The 17,867-nt window shown below is 71.7% G+C and carries 14 protein-coding genes; 5 read left to right on the top strand and 9 right to left on the bottom strand.

Features of this window, described 5'->3' with window-relative positions; genetic code table 11:
• Positions 1-4 precede the first annotated feature (4 nt).
• Positions 5-1,180: a UDP-N-acetylglucosamine--N-acetylmuramyl-(pentapeptide) pyrophosphoryl-undecaprenol N-acetylglucosamine transferase gene (locus HDA43_RS32300; protein WP_179828325.1), complete on the top strand. Its 1,176-nt coding sequence runs from the start codon at positions 5-7 to the stop codon at positions 1,178-1,180.
• A 144-nt stretch (positions 1,181-1,324) separates the two neighbouring features.
• A complete protein-coding gene (locus HDA43_RS32295) occupies positions 1,325-2,056 on the top strand; it encodes a hypothetical protein (protein WP_179828323.1) in 732 nt (243 codons plus the stop codon).
• Positions 2,057-2,248: 192 nt separating this feature from the next.
• On the opposite strand, the gene HDA43_RS32290 is transcribed toward HDA43_RS32295, so the two are convergent.
• On the bottom strand, positions 2,249-3,805 hold the full coding sequence (locus tag HDA43_RS32290; RefSeq protein ID WP_179828321.1) for a glycoside hydrolase family 10-like protein: 1,557 nt from the start codon (positions 3,803-3,805) through the stop codon (positions 2,249-2,251).
• Positions 3,806-4,051: 246 nt separating this feature from the next.
• Between HDA43_RS32290 and HDA43_RS32285 the strand changes: the two genes are divergently transcribed.
• Positions 4,052-5,638 carry a glycoside hydrolase family 3 protein gene (locus tag HDA43_RS32285; protein WP_246424773.1) on the top strand — a complete coding sequence of 529 codons (1,587 nt, stop codon included), beginning with the start codon at positions 4,052-4,054 and terminating at the stop codon, positions 5,636-5,638.
• Between the two features lie 77 nt (positions 5,639-5,715).
• Positions 5,716-6,609 (top strand): MurR/RpiR family transcriptional regulator, encoded by an 894-nt coding sequence (locus HDA43_RS32280; RefSeq protein WP_179828319.1) that lies wholly within the window; start codon positions 5,716-5,718, stop codon positions 6,607-6,609.
• A 173-nt stretch (positions 6,610-6,782) separates the two neighbouring features.
• Here the strand turns inward: HDA43_RS32280 and HDA43_RS32275 are convergent, their stop codons facing one another.
• The 7 genes from HDA43_RS32275 to HDA43_RS32245 are packed head-to-tail and all read right to left on the bottom strand — an operon-like array spanning position 6,783 to position 13,832.
• Positions 6,783-7,772: an ABC transporter ATP-binding protein gene (locus HDA43_RS32275; protein WP_179828317.1), complete on the bottom strand. Its 990-nt coding sequence runs from the start codon at positions 7,770-7,772 to the stop codon at positions 6,783-6,785.
• The gene (locus tag HDA43_RS32270) at positions 7,769-8,752 is read right to left on the bottom strand and encodes an ABC transporter ATP-binding protein (protein WP_179828315.1); all 984 of its coding nucleotides are present in this window, start codon (positions 8,750-8,752) and stop codon (positions 7,769-7,771) included. The genes HDA43_RS32275 and HDA43_RS32270 overlap by 4 nt, the downstream gene beginning before the upstream one ends.
• Positions 8,749-9,579 (bottom strand): ABC transporter permease, encoded by an 831-nt coding sequence (locus tag HDA43_RS32265; RefSeq protein WP_179828313.1) that lies wholly within the window; start codon positions 9,577-9,579, stop codon positions 8,749-8,751. The genes HDA43_RS32270 and HDA43_RS32265 overlap by 4 nt, the downstream gene beginning before the upstream one ends.
• Positions 9,576-10,556 (bottom strand): ABC transporter permease, encoded by a 981-nt coding sequence (locus HDA43_RS32260; protein WP_179828311.1) that lies wholly within the window; start codon positions 10,554-10,556, stop codon positions 9,576-9,578. Before HDA43_RS32260 ends, HDA43_RS32265 begins: the two co-directional genes overlap by 4 nt.
• Entirely contained in the window at positions 10,553-12,181 is a 1,629-nt protein-coding gene (locus HDA43_RS32255; RefSeq protein ID WP_179828310.1) for an ABC transporter substrate-binding protein, read from the bottom strand. The genes HDA43_RS32260 and HDA43_RS32255 overlap by 4 nt, the downstream gene beginning before the upstream one ends.
• Positions 12,182-12,189: 8 nt before the next feature.
• Positions 12,190-12,900 (bottom strand): PIG-L deacetylase family protein, encoded by a 711-nt coding sequence (locus HDA43_RS32250; RefSeq protein WP_179828308.1) that lies wholly within the window; start codon positions 12,898-12,900, stop codon positions 12,190-12,192.
• Positions 12,897-13,832: a GNAT family N-acetyltransferase gene (locus tag HDA43_RS32245; protein ID WP_179828306.1), complete on the bottom strand. Its 936-nt coding sequence runs from the start codon at positions 13,830-13,832 to the stop codon at positions 12,897-12,899. The genes HDA43_RS32250 and HDA43_RS32245 overlap by 4 nt, the downstream gene beginning before the upstream one ends.
• A 310-nt stretch (positions 13,833-14,142) precedes the next feature.
• Here HDA43_RS32245 and HDA43_RS32240 point away from each other — a divergent pair, with 310 nt between their 5' ends.
• Complete coding sequence (locus HDA43_RS32240; protein WP_179828304.1) at positions 14,143-14,445, top strand: hypothetical protein; 303 nt, start codon at positions 14,143-14,145, stop codon at positions 14,443-14,445.
• A gap of 661 nt (positions 14,446-15,106) precedes the next feature.
• Here the strand turns inward: HDA43_RS32240 and HDA43_RS32235 are convergent.
• Positions 15,107-17,689 carry a collagenase gene (locus HDA43_RS32235; protein ID WP_246424772.1) on the bottom strand — a complete coding sequence of 861 codons (2,583 nt, stop codon included), beginning with the start codon at positions 17,687-17,689 and terminating at the stop codon, positions 15,107-15,109.
• Between the last annotated feature and the right edge of the window lie 178 nt (positions 17,690-17,867).

The following is a 17,867-nucleotide window of genomic DNA, read 5'->3' as shown; positions in this document are numbered from 1 at the left end:
TCCGGTGACCAACGCTCCTCGTCTCTCACGCCCCTTCCGGTTGATCGTCTCGGGAGGAGGTACGGGCGGCCACACGTATCCGGCCCTGACCGCGATCCGCACGCTGCGGGACCGGCTCGCCGCGGGCGGTGGATCGCTGGACGTCCTGTGGATCGGCACCGAGGAGGGGCTGGAGGCGCGTGTCGCGCCGGCCGAGGGGATCGCGTTCACGACGGTCGCCACGGGCAAGATCCGCCGGTCGAGCAATCCGCTGAAGATGCTGTCTCCGGCGAACATCCGGGACATGGCGCGCGTGCCGCTCGGGGTGTTGCAGGCCAGGAGGGTGATCGCCGGTTTCCGGCCGGACGTCGTTCTGGCGACCGGGGGTTACGTCGCCGTCCCGGCGGGCCTGGCGGCCCGCATATGCCGCCGGCCGCTGGTGCTGCACGAGCAGACGGTGCGGCTGGGGCTGGCCAACCGCAGGCTCGCGCGCCGGGCGACGCGCATCGCCGTGTCGTCGGAGTCGTCGCTGCCGCTGCTGCCGGAGTCGGTGCGCGCCCTCGGGGTCGTCACGGGCAACCCGGTCCGCCCCGAGGTGCTGGCGGGACACGCGGACAAGGCGGTCGGGGCGCTGGGGCTGTGGGGCTTCGACCGGCGCCTGCCGACCGTGTACGTCACGGGCGGCGCCCAGGGCTCCCAGCAGATCAACGATGTGGTCCGTGACACGCTGCCGTGGCTGCTGCAGCGGGCGAACGTGGTCCACCAGTGCGGGCCCGCGCACGTCGACGCGCTGCGGCGGAGCGCGTCGGCCCTTCCGCCGGAGGCGTCCGCCCGATACCACCTGACCGGGTTCGTCGGGCCGGAGCTGCCGGACGTGCTGGCCCTGGCCGACGTGGTGGTCTCCCGCAGCGGCGCCGGGACACTGGCCGAACTGACCGCGCTCGGCAAGCCCGCGGTGTTCGTCCCGCTCGCCACGTCGGCCGGGAACGAGCAGGCGCACAACGCCCGCCACCTGGAGAGCACCGGAGCCGCGGTGGCGCTGACCGGTGAGGTCACGGCGGCCGATCTGTGGCAGGCGGTGGAACCGCTCCTGGCCGACCCCGCCCGGCGGGCGGCGATGGCGCATCGGGCCAGGGCGCACGGAAGGCCGGACGCGGCGGACCGGCTGGTGGACGTGATCCTGTCCGCCGCGTCCGTCTGACCCTCGCGGGAGGTCACGGCGGGCGCCGGGCGGTGTGGACGCCGCGCCCGTTTCGATCGGCAGGGCACGAGAGGGCGCGGTCGTCGAAAGCGTCGCCGCCGGACCTTTCGGGAACCTCGGCGGGCCGGCGGCGGTATCGATGGTATGAAGCGAATCCTGCTCATCGCGGCGCTCCTCGCGCCCGTCCTGGCGTTAGCGGCCCCCGCCCGCGCGGGCGGCTGGGCCGTCACCTACCTGGACCCGGTCCCCAGGGACATCCGCCCGCAGACCCCTTACGTGCTCGGGTTCTGGCTGCTCCAGCACGGCACCCACCCCTACGACGGCGCGAACCTGGGCGAGGTCGGGCTGAGGTTCGTCCAGGGGAGGAAGAGCGTCGAGTTCCCCGGGGTGGCGCTGCGGGAGCCGGCCCACTACGCGGCGGCCGTGTCCCTGCCCCGGGGCACCTGGAAGGTGGAGGCCGTTCAGGGCTGGTTCGCCCCCTACGAGATCGGCACCGTCACCGTGCCGGGGAGCTTGGAGATCGATCCGGTTCCCGCCGACCTCCGGCGGGCCATCGACGCCCAGGGTCCGCAGGAGGACCACTGGGGGGACATCCGCCCGCCGGGGATCCCGCCGTCCGGGATCGCCCCGCCGGCCCGTTCAACCGGCGGCCCCGCCACCCCGTCCGCCCCCGCCTCTCCCGCGGCGCCACCCGGCCGGACGGCGGGTGCGTCCGGCGACGGTGACGCCGGCGCCGCGGTGACCACCGCGTCCGGCGAGTCCGGCGCGGAGGCCGGATCCGGGTGGCCGATGCCGTACGGGGCGGCCGCCGCGGCGGGGCTGGTCATCCTCGGCGGCGCGGTGCTGGTCCGCCGCGGTCGGGCGCGGCGGCGCTGATCCTCCGTGCCCGGCCACGTCGACGGGCACGGAGGCGCCCTGCGGCGTCCCGTACGGGTTCCGCCGGGCCGGGACGCGGGACGGAGCCCGCCACAGGAGCCGTCACCGCGTCCCGGCCGGCGCGCGGACCGTTACCCCGCGCCTGCGCGCCGGCCCGCGGTGCTCAGGTGCCCGCGGGCCGGCGGGCCGGGCTCAGTGCGCGCGGCGGACGTCGCTCGGCGCGCTCTGCCGGCTGACCCGGTCGACGGCCGTGACGTAGTAGTGGGAGTTCCCGCCGCCGTCGGAGTCCACCCAGCGCACCTGCTTGCCGGTGGCCGGGACGAGCGCGACCAGGTTGCCGGCGTCGTCGAAGTCCCCGGGCCGGGCCGGGCGGTCGAGCCGGAAGACCGCGTACTGGAACGGCGTCTCATGGCCCCTGGCCTGGATGCGCAGCTCGACGCCGCCGGACCCCCTCTTGGCCCAGACGAGCACCGGGCGCTCCGGGGCCCGGCCGTGCGCGAGCCTGGGCAGCAGCGGGGGAAGCGCCGGGCGGGTGTAGTGGGCGGCCACGGTCCGGGTGACCGAGCCGATCCGGTCGTCGCGGACGTCGGCGGAGTTGTACCAGATGTCGCCGCCCACCTCGGGGTGGCTGCGGTTCAGGGTCAGGTGGTTGGTGAGCTCGTCGGGGCGGAACCACTCGGCGGGCTGGCCGGCGGCGCCCGCCTTGTAGGCCGCCTGGCCGATCCACAGCTCGGTGCCGGTGCCCGCGGCCACGCCGGACCACCAGGGGACCAGCTTGGCGTAGTCGGCGTTCGACTGGCCGATGTACCAGTAGATCTGCGGGGCGATGTAGTCGAGCCAGCCCTTCTTGACCCAGCCGCGGGTGTCGGCGTGCAGGTTGTCGTAGGACTGGCTGCCGCCGGTGTCCGAGCCCAGCGGGTCGGTGGACTTGTTGCGCCAGATGCCCGAGGGGCTGATGCCCCAGGCGACCTCGGGCTTGGCGGCCAGCACGCGCTGCTGCATCTCCGAGACCAGCAGGTCGACGTTGTTGCGCCGCCAGGCGGCCAGGTCCGGGAAGCCCTGGCCGTACTTGGCGAAGGCGGCGGCGTCGTCGAAGGCGGTGGTGTTCACCGGGTAGAAGTAGTCGTCGAAGTGCAGGCCGTCGATGTCGTAGCGGGTGACCGCGTCCATCATGGCGTCCTGCACGAACGCGCGGACCTCCGGCAGGCCGGGGTTGTAGTAGATCTTGCCGCCGTAGGGGATGATCCAGTCGGGGTGCTTGCGGCCCGGGTGGTCGGGGTGCAGCTTGGCCGGGTCCGGCTGCATCGACACCCGGTAGGGGTTGAACCACGCGTGGAAGGTCAGGCCGCGCCGGTGGGTCTCCTCCACCAGGAAGGCCAGCGGGTCGTAGCCGGGGTCCTGCCCCTGGGTCCCGGTCAGGTACTCCGACCACGGCTCGTACGGCGAGGGCCAGAAGGCGTCGGCCGTCGGCCGGATCTGCACGAACACCGAGTTGAGCCTGCGAGCCTGGGCCAGGTCCAGCCAGGCGAGATACTCGGCCTTCTGCTGCTCGACGGTCAGCCCGGGCTTGGACGGCCAGTTGATGTTGACCACCGAGGCGATCCACATGCCGCGCATCTGGCGCAGCGGCGGGACGTATCCGCCGGCGGAGGGGGAGGTGGCGGAGGCGAAGGCGGGCAGCGGCGCGGCGCTCGCCGCGGCGGCGAGCGCGAGGCCGCGCAGGACGGTGCGTCGGGTGGGTGAGCTCATGCAGACTCCAAGGGGGTGTTCGCCCGTAACCCGCTTCGGCCGCGGATCGTGGCGGACGGGCCGCGGAACCGCACATCACGGGTCCGCTGCCGTCGCCGACGCCCCCGGCCGAACACGAGGTTGATCGCGGGTGTCTCGACGGCGAGAATGGCAGAAATCTACTTTTGAGGCAATGAAGATGAAAGAAAGTGTCATGGATGTGTAACCTGCCCAGGACGTCCGGTGAGTCCCGGTGAGAAGGTGACGATGAGCGACAACATGTCCGGCAGCACGTCCTCCGGCGGTTCCGGCTGGTCCGGCGGGTCCTCCGGCGATCCCGGTCTGGCCCGGATGGCCATGACGGTGCTCCAGCCCGGCTTCGACGGCACCGAGCCGCCCGAGTGGCTGCGGCGGGCGCTCGGTGAGGGCCTCGGCGGCGCCGTGCTGTTCGCCCGCAACCTCACCGGCCCGGCGCAGACCGCGGAGCTGGTCGCCGCGCTGCGGCGGGAGAACCCGGACGTGATCGTCGCGGTCGACGAGGAGGGCGGCGCGGTCACCCGCCTGGAGGCGGTGGCCGGCAGCTCCTGGCCGGGCAACCTCGCGCTCGGCGTGGCCGACGACGCCGGCCGTACCGAGCGGGTCGCCCGGGGCATCGGCCGCATGCTCGCCGCGGCCGGGATCACCCTGGACTACGCCCCCTCCGCCGACGTCAACGCCGACCCGCGCAACCCGGTGATCGGCATCCGCTCCTTCGGAAGCGACCCCGCGCTGGTCTCCCGGCACACCGCGGCCTGGGTCAGGGGCATGCAGGGCGCGGGGGTGGCCGCCTGCGCCAAGCACTTCCCCGGCCACGGCGACACCGTCACCGACTCCCACCTGGCGCTGCCCACCGTGCACGCCTCCCTCGACCTGCTGCGCGAGCGCGACCTGCCGCCGTTCCGGGCGGCCGTCGAGACCGGTGTCCGGGCCGTCATGTGCGGCCACCTGCTGGTGCCCGCCCTCGACCCCGACCACCCCGCCACGCTGAGCCGGCCGATCCTGACCGGGCTGCTCCGCGAGGAGCTGGGCTTCGACGGCATGCTGGTCACCGACGCGATCGAGATGGGCGCCGTGGCGGCCCTGCACCCGCCCGGCGAGCTCGCCGTCCGCGCGCTGGCCGCCGGGGTCGACGCGATCTGCGTCGGCACCTCCTCCCCCGGCGGGGAGAGCGTCCTCGCGATGCGCGACGCGATCGTGGCGGCCGTGCGCCGCGGCGAACTGGCCGAGGAACGGCTGGCGGAGGCCGCGGCGCGCGTGCTGGACCTGGCGGCCTGGTACACCGCGAACGCCGCCGCCCGCGCCAAGGTGACCGGGGAGCGCGAGGAGGCCTCCGGTGACCTCGGGACGGGCTCCGGGGAACTCGGGATGGAAGCCGCCCGCGCCGCCCTGCGGGTCACCGTACGGGACGCCCGCCTCGCGCCCGCGCTCCCGCTCACCCGCCCGCCGCTGGTCGTGGACATCGCCCCGCGGCTCAACCTCGCGGTGGCCCCCGGCACGCCCACCGGCATCTTCGGCGCCATGACCGAGCTGATGCCGGGCACCACCGGGCACACCGTCACCACCGACTCCCCCGGCCTGCCCGACCTCGGCGAAGGCGGCGAGGCGGGCCGGCCGCTCGTGCTGGTGGCGCACGACGCCCACCGCCAGCCGTGGGCGGCCGAGATCCTGGCCCGCGCCGTACGGCTGCGCCCCGACGCGATCGTCGTCGAGACCGGCGTGCCCGGCGAACCCGCCGGCGCCGTGCACATCGCGACCCACGGTATTTCTCGGGTTTCCGCCCGGATCGTCGCTCTCCACCTGACCTGCGGACAATAGGCTTGATCCCGGCAGGAGCGGCGAGCCGGGCGGCGACCTCCGGCCTGAGGACCGGGTCTCCACGCTGGAGGTAATTGATGAACGACCATGACGACCCCACACCGGGGAACCTGGTGGCCACGGTGCGGGCCGTCCTGCCGTCGCTGACGCCGGCCGCCCAGGCCATCGCCCGCCTCATCCTCGACGACCCGGGAATGGTGGCCCGCAGCACGATCACCGAGTTCAGCGCGGTCTCCGGGACGAGCGAGGCCACGATCGTGCGCACCGCCCGCGCCCTGGGCTTCGCCGGCTACTCCCAGCTCCGCTTCGCCCTGGCCGCCGCGGTGGCCAGGGAGGAGCCCGAGCGGCTCGTCCCCGGCGATCTGGGGCCCGACGACCCGCTCACCGACGTGATCGCGAAGGTGGCCAGGGCCGAGTCGGAGGCGCTGGCCGACACCTCGGCCCAGCTGAACCCCGACCGGCTGGGCGCGGTGATCGAGGCCGTCGCCGCGGCCCGCCGGGTGGACGTCTACGGCGTGGGCGCCTCCGGGCTCGTCGCGGTCGACATGGAGCAGAAGCTGATGCGCATCGGCCTGTCCGGCCACGCGTTCACCGACTCCCACCTCGCGCTGACCAGCGCGGCCCTGCTCCGGGCGCAGGACGTGGCGGTGGGGGTGAGCACCTCCGGGGAGACGCCGGACGTGCTGGCGCCGATGCGGGTGGCGCGCAAGGCGGGCGCGGCCACGGTCGCGATCACCAACAACCCGCGCTCGTCGCTGGCGGAGCTGGCCGACCACGTCCTGGTCTCGGCGGGCCGGGAGACCGCGTTCCGGCCCGGCGCGCTGGCCAGCCGGATCAGCCAGCTGCTGATCGTCGACTGCATCTTCGTCGGCATCGCCCAGCGCACCTTCGAGACCTCGGAGGCGGCGCTGCGGGCCACCCGGGACGTGGTGGACGAGTACGTCGCCGACACCCGCCGCCGGAACAGGTAGGCCGGGGCGGCACCGGCCGGTCGCGTCTTCCAGGTACGGTTGGGCCGCCCGGGTCGGCCGCTCGCCGTACGGAGCCGTCGGCACACGGAACCCGAAAACCTGGCAAGCCCGTAAAAGTACGGGCTTGCATCTCCGGGTGGGCCAGGTCCTGAGCCTCCGGATGGTGGGCGGGTCTAGCGGCTGAGCGCCGCGCCGGCCTGCCAGCAGTGCGTCCAGCGTCCCTCGCCCAGTTCCGTACGCCCCGGCACCTCGGTCGAGCACACCGGCAACGCCACCGGGCAGCGCGGATGGAACCGGCAGCCGCCCGGCGGGTCGATCAGGCTGGGCGGCTCGCCGTGCCGCTCGCCCGCGGGTGGTGCCACCCGGTCGGGATCCGGCGCCGACTCCAGCAGCAGCCGCGTGTACGGGTGCCGCGGCGACTGCGTGAGCTCCTCGCTCGGCCCGCTCTCGATCAGCCGTCCCGCGTACATGACCGTGATGTCCTCGGCGAAGTAACGGGCGCTGGCGATGTCGTGCGTGATGTAGAGCAGCGCCAGCCCGTTCTCCCGCGCCAGCCCTTCCAGCAGCCGCAGCACGCCGAGCCTGATGGAGACGTCCAGCATCGACACGGGCTCGTCGGCGATCAGCGCGATGGGCCGCACCGCCAGCGCCCGCGCGATCGCCACCCGCTGCCGCTGACCGCCGGACAGCTCGTGCGGCATCTTGTCCATGAACTGCTCGACCGGGGTGAGGCTGACGCGTTCGAGCAGCTCGGCGACCTGCTCGCGCTCCTCGGCGTCGGAACGGGCGTGCCCGTGCAGGCGCAGGGGCCTGGCCAGGTGATAGCGGACCCGGTGGAAGGGGTTCAAGGAGGCGAAGGGGTCCTGAAAGATGAGCTGAACCTGGCGCCGGTACTCCTTGAAGGCGGCGCCGCGGTGGGCGCGTACCGGCTCGCCGCGCAGCAGCACCTCGCCGGACGTGACCGGATAGACCTGGGCCAGCAGCCGCGCGACCGTGCTCTTACCGCAGCCGCTCTCCCCGACCAGCGCCGTCACCGAGCCGGCCCGCAGCGCGATCGAGACGTCCTCCACCGCCCGCACCGGCGGCCGCTTGCCGAAACGGCCTCGGGGACCGCGGGCGGCGGTGAAGTGCTTGGTGAGGTTGCGCCCCTCCAGGATGCTCATGACACTCCCCTCCCGTCGTCGAGCAGGCACGCGACCTCACCGTCCGCCTCCGCCCTGAGCACGGGCAGGCTCTCGGAGCACTCCGCCACCGCCATCGCGCACCTGGGGTGGAAGGCGCAGCCCGGTGGCGGCGAGCGCAGGTCGGGCGGGACTCCGGGAATGCCGAGCAGCTCCTCGCGCGGCCCTCGCAGGCGGGGGAACGAGCGCAGCAGCCCCAGCGTGTACGGATGCCGCGGCGCCCGGTGCAGCGCCTCGGCCGTCCCGGTCTCCACGACCCGGCCCGCGTACATGATGGCGATCCTGTCGGAGATCTCCATGAGCAGGGACAGGTCGTGGGTGATGAAGACGACCGCGAAGCCGTACTCCTCCCGCAACGCCCTGATCTCCGCGAGGATGTCGCGCTGCACCACCACGTCGAGCGCGGTCGTCGGCTCGTCCATGATGATGATCTCGGGGTTGAGCGCGAGCGCGATGGCGATGGCGGCACGCTGGCGCATGCCCCCTGACAGCTCGTGCGGGTAGGAGCGGCGGCGGTCGGCGCTGATGCCGACGCGCTGCAGCAGCTCCACCGACCGCTCGGTGCGCTCGTTGCGGGACATGCGGGGCGCGTGGACGCGCAGCACGTCGTCGATCTGGGCGCCCACGGTGATGACCGGGTTGAGGGAGTTCATGGCGCTCTGGAAGACGACCGCCAGCTCCTTCCAGCGGAAGGCGCGCAGCTCGTTCCCGCCCAGGGCGAGCACGTCCACGGCCGAGCCGTCCTGGCGGCGATAGACGACCGACCCCGACGTGATCGAGGCGGGCGGGCGCAGCAGCCGGGCCACCGCGTTCGCCAGCGTGGACTTGCCGCTCCCGCTCTCGCCCGCCAGGCCCAGGATCTCGCCGCGGCGCAGGTCGAGCGAGACGCCGGACACCGCGTGCACGGCTCCGGAGCCGGACAGGTAGTCCACGCCGAGGCCGCGGATCTCCAGGACGTTCATGTGCGTGCCTTCCGGGGGGCCTTGATCGTGCGCAGCCGCGGGTTGGCGATCTCGTCGATGCCGAAGTTCACCAGGGCCAGGCCGGTGCCGATGAGCGCGATGCACAGGCCGGGCGGGATGAACCACCACCAGGCCCCGATGAGCAGCGCCTGCCCGTTCTGCGCGAAGTACAGCATGCTGCCCCAGCTCACCGTGGACAGGTCGGCCAGGCCCAGGAACGACAGCCCGGCCTCGGCCAGGATCGCCGCGACCACGGTGGCCAGGAAGCTGGTGGCGATGACGGGCAGCAGGACCGGCAGGATCTCGTAGAAGACGATCCGCAGCGGCCCTTCGCCGCTCGCCCTGGCGGCCTGGACGTAGTCGCGCCGGCGTACCGACAGGGTCTGGGCGCGCAGCACCCGCGCGCCCCAGGCCCAGCCGGTCACCGCGATCACCACGGCGACCGAGGCCGCGCCGCGCTGCGGGAGATAGCCGGCCAGCACGATGATCAGCGGGAGGGCGGGCAGCACGAGGAAGATGTTGGTCAGCACCGACAGTGCCTCGTCCACGGCGCCGCCGACGTAGCCGCCGACCAGGCCGACCGCGACCGCCAGCACCGTGGCGATGAGCGCCGACAGCACGCCGACGCCGAGCGAGACGCGGGCGCCGTACACGATCTGGAGGAGGATGTCCTGCCCGGTCTGCGTGGTGCCGAGCCAGTGCTCCGCCGACGGGCCCTGGAGTCCGTCCTCGCTGGTGGCGGCGGGATCGGCGCCGATGAGCAGTGGCCCGAGGACGGCCATCAGCGCGAAGAAGACCAGGATCCCGGCCCCGATCTTGATCTTCATTCCGTCTCCTGCCTGGTCCGGGGGTCGAGCACCACGTACGCCAGGTCGGCCAGGAAGTTGGCGACGAGCACGGCCAGCGAGATGACGAGGAAGATGCCCTGCATGAGCGGGAAGTCCTCGTTCTCCACGCCCTTGAGCAGCATCGAGCCGATGCCGGGATAGGAGAAGACGATCTCCGTCAGCACCGAGCCGCCCACCACGAAGCCGAGCGAGAGCGCGAAGCTGGTGATGTTCGGCAGGATCGCGTTGCGGGCGGCGTAGGCCCACATGACCCGGCGCGAGGTCAGCCCCTTGGCCTCGGCCATCACCACGTAGTCCTCGCCGAGCGTGGTCACCATGACGTTGCGCATGCCGAGGATCCGGTCGGCCATGGAGGCCAGCACGATCGTGATCGCCGGCAGCGTCGCGTGGTAGAGCACGCTCCGCGCGAACTCACCGGTCAGCCCCGGCATCACGTCCAGCCCGTACGCCCGGCTGACCGGGAACCACTGCAACGTCACCCCGAAGACGAACACCAGCGCCAGCGCGACCCAGAAGTACGGCACCGCGTGCATGAACGTGGCCCCCGGCAGCACCCCGTCCAGCCAGGTGCCGCGCTTCCACGCCATGATCACGCCCAGGGAGGTGCCGATCAGGTAGCTGATCAGCGTGGCGACGCCGACGAGCCCGACCGTCCACGGCAGGCTGTCCGCGATCACCGTCGAGACCTCGGTGGGGAAGAACGTGATCGAGCGGCCCAGCTCGCCATGAGCGAGGTTGCCCAGATAGTCCAGGTACTGCCGCCACGGGCTCGCGTCACTGATGCCGAACGCCCTGCGCATCGCGTCGATGGCGGCCGGGTCGACGTTCCCCTTCATCCGGGCCACCAGCAGCTCCACCGGGTCCCCCGGCATGAGCCGGGGGATCAGGAAGTTCAGCGTGATGGCGGCCCAGGCCGTCAGGAGGTAGAAACCGAGCCGCCGGGCCAGGAACCTCAACTGCCGGCCGGCTTCAGGCGCAGCAGCACCACGGCCGCGTCGGGCGAGGTATAGGGCGACGGCATCGCGTACGGGTCCTGCTCGGAGGGCCAGCCCACGTACTTGTCGGTCCGGTACTGCGCCCACGACGGGCTGTAGAACAACGGCAGCGTGGGCGCCTTCTCCATCATGATCTTGCTCAAGCCCTGGGTGGCCTTCTGCTGCTCGGTCTCGTCCTCGGTGGCGGCGTACGCGTCGATCAGCCTGTCGGTCTCGGCGTCCTTCCACCGCTCGTAGTTGCCGGTGGCGGCCTCGCCCACGGGCTTGGCCAGCCCGCCGAAGAGCATCGAGCGCATCTGGAAGTACGGGGTCGGCCCGGACGCGGTGGCCCTGATCGACAGGTCGTAGTCGCCCTTGCCGACCTTGGACACCCAGTCCTGGAACGCCACTCCCCTGGTCTCGACCGTGATCCCGATCTTGGCCAGGTCCTCGCGGATGAGCTGGGCGGCGTTCACCCAGTCGGTGAACGGCGACGGCACCAGCAGGGTGAACTTCAGCTGCGCCGGATCGACGTCCTTGAGCAGCTCCTTGGCCTTCTCGACGTCGACCTTGTAGGCGGCGTCGCGGTACTCGGGCGGCACGTACGCCTCCCCGCCCGGCATCGGTACGCCGGTCGGGTGCGCGACCTTGGTGTATCCCCGCTCGGCCACCCGGACGATCTTGTCCCGGTCGATGGCGAGGCTCATGGCGGCGCGTACCTCGGGCTTGGCCAGCACGGGGTTGGTCAGGTTCGGCAGCAGCGTCACCACGCCCTCCGGCGGGAAGTAGAACTTGTTCTGCTCCGGCTTGCCCTGCACGTAGATCTTCTGGATGTCCGGCACGAACGCGCCCGCCCAGTCCACCTCACCCTGCCGCAGCGCCGTCTGGAGGGCGTTGGCCGTGTACGCCGGGAACCGCAGCACCGGCACCTCCGGCTTGCCCGGCTGCCAGTAGGACGGGTTCTTGACCAGCTCGTACAGCTGCGCCGAGAACTTCGACAGCGTGTACGGCCCCGTCCCGACCGGCTTGGGGTTGGTGAAGGTGGACGGGTCCTTCTCCTTCTCCCACACGTGCTTGGGCACGATGGGCGAGCTGCCGGCGATGTTGAAGAGCTTGGCGTACGAGGTGGCGCCGAAGTCGAGGCGCACCTTGTCGGGCGCGAGCGCCTCGGCCCCCTCGATCTCCAGCGCGTTCCTGTTGAGCTGCGGATGCTTCTTCAGCATCTGGAACGTGAAGGCCACGTCATCGGCGGTGAACGGCTGCCCGTCGGACCACTTCACGCCCGGCCGCAGCGTGAACGTCACCGACCTGCCCTCGTTCGACCACTTGTGGTCAAGCGCCAGCCAGGGCGTGATCTCCCCCGGCTTGAGCTTGTTGAAGTACATGAGGGTCTCGTGGATCATCCCGCTGGTGCCGAAGTTCACGCCTTCGAGGTGGTACGGGTTGAAGTCCTCCTGGAACGTACCCGCGTCCACGGCGTGGATCACCAGCGGCGGCGCGCCCCCGCTCCTGGCGGAGCCACCGCCGCCGCCGGCACCGCCACCGGAACATCCCGCCAGCGCCAGCGCGGCCAGCACCGCCGCGATCCGGCTCGCCGGCCGGCTCATCGGCCGCCTCATGCGGAGGCCCCCTTCCCGAAGTACTTCGTGCGCAGCCGCCGCGAGCCCTTCGGGGCGGCGAAGGCCTGCGCGCGGCCGAACCCGGCCGGCGCGCCGCGCACGATCGTCAGCGCGCGGTAGTAGTCGACGTACGGGAAGCCGTAGGTCTCGCCCCTGGCGTAGGCGTAGCCGGTGATCGCCTGTGACCACAGTTCGTACGCCTCCTCGCTCAGCTCGACGAACACGTCGGGCGCGTAGCCCTCGGCGTCCTCCCAGTTGTCGGCGTAGTAGAGCTCGTTCGCCCAGTAGGCCGGATGCTCGCGCTCCAGGGTCTTCAGCCCGCCGTAGAAGCGGGCGTCCTCGACGATCCGGTGGGTGCGGGCGTGGTCCTTGTGGATGGAGGCGCCCCAGTGCGTCAGGATCACGTCCGGCCGCAGCTCCCTGATGATGTCGCCGACGCGCATCCTGGTCTCGTCGTCCTCGGGCAGCAGGCCGTCCTCGTAGTCGAGGAACCTGACGCCGGCGCCGATCCGGTCCGCGAAGGTCTCGGCCTCCTCGCGCTTCTGCTTGGCGTAGTCGGCGACGGTCATGCGCGGGTGGCCGCGTTCGCCGAGGGTCAGGTGAAGGAGCGTCGCGCGATCGCCGCGCAGCACGTGCTGGGCGAGCACGGCGCCCGCGGTCAGGTCCAGGTCGCCCGCGTGGGCCCCGATGGCGAGAACGTGTGTCATGCGGACCGCCTCATCACGTGGAACCTTCTGGTGATCTCGTAGCCCGCCTTGGTGTAGAGGTGGCCGGCCGGGCTGGTCTCGCCGGTCCACAGGAACCAGGACGAATGCAGCCCTTCGGCGCGCATCCTGGTCATGGTGAGGTGGAGGAGGATCTTGCCGAGGCCGGTGCCGCGCAGGCCGGGGTCGACGCCGAAGGGGCCGAAGCGCTCGGGGATGCCCCGGTAGGCCGCGTACAGGGCGAAGCCAACTATGTGATCTTTTTTCGCGATAACGATGCGTTCGGGATCGCGGTGCTGCCGGATGGCTTCGCCCCAGTCGGGGTTGAAGGCATCGGCCGCGAAACGGATCAGCTCAGGCAGCTCGCCGGCGGCGGGGCTGCGGAAGACGTACCCCTCGCGCTCGCGCTCGCCGATCAGCTCGTGCACCTCGGGCGGGGCTTGGTAGCCGACGAGAGTGCGGTCCATGGCGACCGGCGAGTAGAGCGTCTGGAAGCCGAGCTCGCCCAGCAGCCGGTATCCGCCGGGATAGAGTTCGGCGTCCGCGCCCGGCAGCACGTAGTTGGGGGTGTACGACGAGAAGTCCACCTTCGTGCGGCCGAGGCCCTCCAGGAACGCCAACGCCTCGCCCACCAGCCGCCGGCCCAGGCCGCCGCCGCGGCACTCGGGGACGACGAAGAAAAACGGGATCCAGCCGATGTCCGGCTCCAGGTCGGTGCCGGGCGCCAGGGGGATCAGGCGGCGGACGGCGTACGCGCAGCCCACCACGTCGTCCCCGTCCACGGCCACGCGCAGGCCCTCGGGGTCGAAGTTGGGGTCGAGCAGCACGCAGTCCCTGAACCAGGCGGACGTCGTCGGGTCGGCGGACATGCTGCGGTTCCAGGCGTTGACCAGCGAGGTCTCATCGCCGGACCGGAAAGGGCGGACTGTGACCATGGGGAGCGGTCCTTTCACCTTTCGGCACTTCCCTCACAGCTTTCCCACCGTCAACCGGTCAGGTCAAGAAGATTCCGGAAGAAATTTTCCATCGAACCGGACATCTAGAAAATTGTTTTCTCCTGCGGTATCCATGGATGGTCGCCCCTGCCCGAGGTGTGCCCGACCCCACACCGCACCACGCCGCGGTTCCCCGTGCCGCCCTGCTCACCGCCCCCGCGCCCAGCTCGCTCGCCTCGTCCAGGCAGGTCGCCGACATCGCGCCTGCCGGAAACTCCATCCATGCGACTCAAGCGGCATGTGAGTGCTCGTGGAGAACCTGGCCCCTGGCCTCACCGCAGCGCGGGCGGTCGTGCTGCGCGCCGATCGCGTCGACGCGTACGGCCGCACCCAGCTCAGCCGCATGCTCGCCGGACGCTTCGAGCGGCGCTCCTTCGACCGCGTGCGATGGGACGCCGCCAACGCGGCCACCGCGGTCAACGACACCGCCGACAATGTGATGATCGGTCAGAAGGGTGCCGCCAAGGAGCCGCACCCGCTCGATCTCCGGTTCGAGCCGGAGTTGCAGGCGCTTGTGAACGCGGCTGACGTCACAGAACCGACCGCCCGTTGACTCGATCCCCCAGAACGGGCAGGTGCTCATGGCCGACACGGCGCGGCACCAAGACGCCGTCTCATTCGGCCAGTCGGCGGTGGCGAATGAGGGCGGCGGCTCCGTACGACCGCCATCTTCGATGGTGATCCGGACCTTGGCGCACGCGCCGCCGGTCCTGTAGAGCGGTACGCGGATCTCCCACCGGGCACCGCTGACGCCTTCGTTGTGGCCGTCGCCGAGAAGTTCCGCGCGGTCGGCATCGCGACACTGGACCGCCGGCACTTCCGCGTTGTCCGGCCCGCCCACGTGCCAGCCCTCATTCAGCCGCCCGATCCCACGCGGAGCGGTCGTCCGTCCCACCGTTCGGAGCCACCGCCGAAGCGATAACGAGACGATAAAGACTCCACCCTTTACGCCCCCCCATGATGGCCCTGCGGGAAATTAAGGCATTTATCTAAATTTCCACCTTTTGCATCCCAAGAAAAACCATCCCATTTCCAGCGGCGTGTACTCCGGTCGACTCGTCGTCCAGCGGTGCGGGCCGCAAAGACAATCGTTCGACTCGGAGCGTCGGGAACCGTCGTGGCCCGCACGTCCCGGCGGGGGACGTGCGGGCCGGATGGGCCGGGCCGCCGGGGCGGGACGTGCGGAGCCGGCCCCGGCGGGGTTCAGGCCGTCGTCAGTACTCGACCTTGACGGTGGCTCCGGTGAAGGACTGCGCCGCGTGGAGGCTGATGTAGACGTAGCCGGCCGGCGGGTTGTCGATGGTCAGGGTCTCGGCGTTGCCCGGGTTGGCCGACCGGGCGGTGTAGGTCGTGGTGGTGGCCCAGGAGGCGGGGCTGTAGTAGAGGTCGGCGTTCCCGGTGCCCCCGGAGACGGTGATGGTCAGCTTCGGGGCGCCCGCGGGGACGTTGAGGTAGAAGTAGGCGTAGTTCCCCGAGGTCGCCGACACGTTGCCGCGCTGGCAGTTCCTGCCCAGCTCGTCGGTCCGGGGGGCGGTGCACTCGGGGGTGCCGGTTCCGCCGGTGGACACCGTGACCTGCTGCGTGCTCGTCCCGGTGGCGCCCTTGTCGTCGGTGACGGTGAGCTTCACCGGGTAGGTGCCGGAGGCGGCGTAGGTGTGCGAGGGGTTGGCCGCGGTCGACGTCGCCCCGTCACCGAACTCCCAGCGGCGGGAGGCGATCGTCCCGTCGGGGTCGGATGAGGTGTCGGCGAAGGTCACGGCGAGGCCGGTGGCGGTGGAGGTGAAGCTCGCGCTCGGCGTCTGGTTGCCGCTCCCGCCGCCCGCGCAGGCGCCGGAGGCGCAGGCCGCCAGCCACGTCTGCCAGTCGCTGTCGTAGCGGCTGCCGATGGTGCCGGTCAGGAAGGTGCGGGCGGCGTTCCAGTTGCCGGTGCGGTAGTGGCCGAGGACGGTGGCGACGTCGGCGGGGTGCCTTTCGAACATGTACCGCGCGGCGAGGTAGCCCCAGCGGTAGATGCGGGTGGTGTCGTGGGAGTAGGTGGTGTTCCACAGCGTGCTGAGCGCGTAGGTGCGCTTGGCCGCCTCGGTGATCGCGGCGTCGTAGACGACCCCGCGGTAGGAGTAGGAGACGTACTCGGCGAAGCCCTCGATCCACCAGATGGTCGGCGTGGTGACGCCGGCGTTGAAGTCGCCGTACATGTCGAACCGGCCGTCGAGGTAGTGGGTGTACTCGTGGTTGAGGTTCCAGATCTCGAAGGCCGGCCGTACCCATTCGGCCTCGTAGGCGATGAACCTCGGCTGGTTGCCGGAGGCGGACGGGTCGCCCTCCAGGTACATGCCGCCGTTGTCGGTGTCGATGCCGAACATCGCGCCGGCGTAGGTCTGGTAGTCGGTGCTGGAGTCGAAGACGCAGACCTCGATGGTGGTGTTGTTGTCGCCGGAGACCGGGCGGTTGCCGTCCTTGACGAGGTTGTGGAAGTAGGCGTCCTGGCTGGTGAGGCTGCGGCAGCTGTCGGCGAGCTGGGCCGGCGTCATGTCCTGGGCGCGGATCTTGATGCTGGGGCTGCAGGTGTGGTTGACGGTCAGGATGCTGGCGGCCAGGGTCTGCTGCAGGTTGCAGGTGCCGTAGGAGGAGCAGTTCGCCTTGTCGTAGGCGTCGGTCATCTCGGCCACGCCGACCCAGAGCGGGGCGGTGGGCCCGGTGATCCGGCTGCGGGAGAGCAGGTCCTTGGCCATCGGCCGGACCTTGGTCTGCAGGGCGGTGTGCTGCAGGAAGCGGCCGAGCTCGCGGCCGGCGTTGGAGGTCAGGTAGCCGCGGCCGGTGCCGAGCAGCGACAGGTTCTTCGTCGCGAAGGCGCCGAGGGTGTCGATGACGCTCGGGTCGGCCTGGACCGCGGTGACGAACGCCGGGACCTGGTGGCCGCGGAAGAGCACCGTGTAGACGTTGTTGACCGCGTTGAGCATCCACCAGTGGGCGTCGTAGGAGCTGTCGTAGCCGTTGAGCAGGCGCTTGACGACTCCGAGGTAGCGGTCGTTCTGCTGGGCGCTGTCGATCAGGGTGACCGCCTCGGAGAGCACCTCGCCGTTGGCGTCGCTGACCGTGAAGGCCCTGGAGTTGCCGAAGAAGCCGTCGAGGCCGGCGCGGATCGCGGTCTGCAGGGCGGGCCCGTAGGCACCCACGGTGGCGGGGTTGTACCACTGCACGTAGTAGCCGGCCCGCAGGTACAGCACGAGCTGGGCGGTGCCTGTGCTGTTGTCGCCGGGATAGCTGACGGCGTTGTCGCGCAACGCGTAGGCGACGTCGGCCATCTGCGACTCGCGGAAGGCGGAGTAGGCGTCACCGCCGGTCAGGTTGAACAGCGTGTTGACGCAGTCGGTGGTCGAGGACTTGATCTGCTGGACGAGGGCGCTGCCGGACTTGCCGGTGAAGTCGCTCACGTTGCACGCCGCCGCGGCGGCCGACTTCGCCGACTTCGCCGAGGGGCGGGGATGCTCCGACGTGCGGGCGGGCGTGTCGACGGTGCGCCGCAGCGCGTCGTCCGACGCCGGCAGCGGGGGGCGCGCCTCGACCTTCAGCGGGGACGCCTGCGCGTGCCGGGCGTCGTCGGCCGCGCCCACGCCGACGGGCGGGGGCCTGTCGGCGGTGCGGGCGGTCGCGGGAGCGGCGGCCGCGGGAGCGGGGACGGCGGCCTCCGCGGGGGACGCCGCCAGCGGCTGGAGGACGATTCCCAGGGCGAACACGGGTGTGAGGAGCGACCGCAGACGCTTCCCGAGTTCGCCGAGGGGCGGTTTGATCGACAACTGAACCTCCGGGGGGGTGTTCACGACGGCGCGCGAGATCGGTCCGGTCAGCCGGGTCAGGGGGGTGGGGGCCGGCGGCCCACGGGGTCGGGGGGGTCGCCGGCCTTTCGGGGTCTCCGCCCCCGAAGGGACCGGGGAGCACGTCTTCCGCGACCTCACGGCCGGGCGCGGGCCGTCG

Source organism: Streptosporangium sandarakinum (genome assembly GCF_013409935.1).
Lineage (GTDB): Bacteria > Actinomycetota > Actinomycetes > Streptosporangiales > Streptosporangiaceae > Streptosporangium > Streptosporangium nondiastaticum.
The sequence above is the reverse complement of the archived record's forward strand: the minus strand, read 5'-3'. Positions and strand labels throughout refer to the sequence as shown.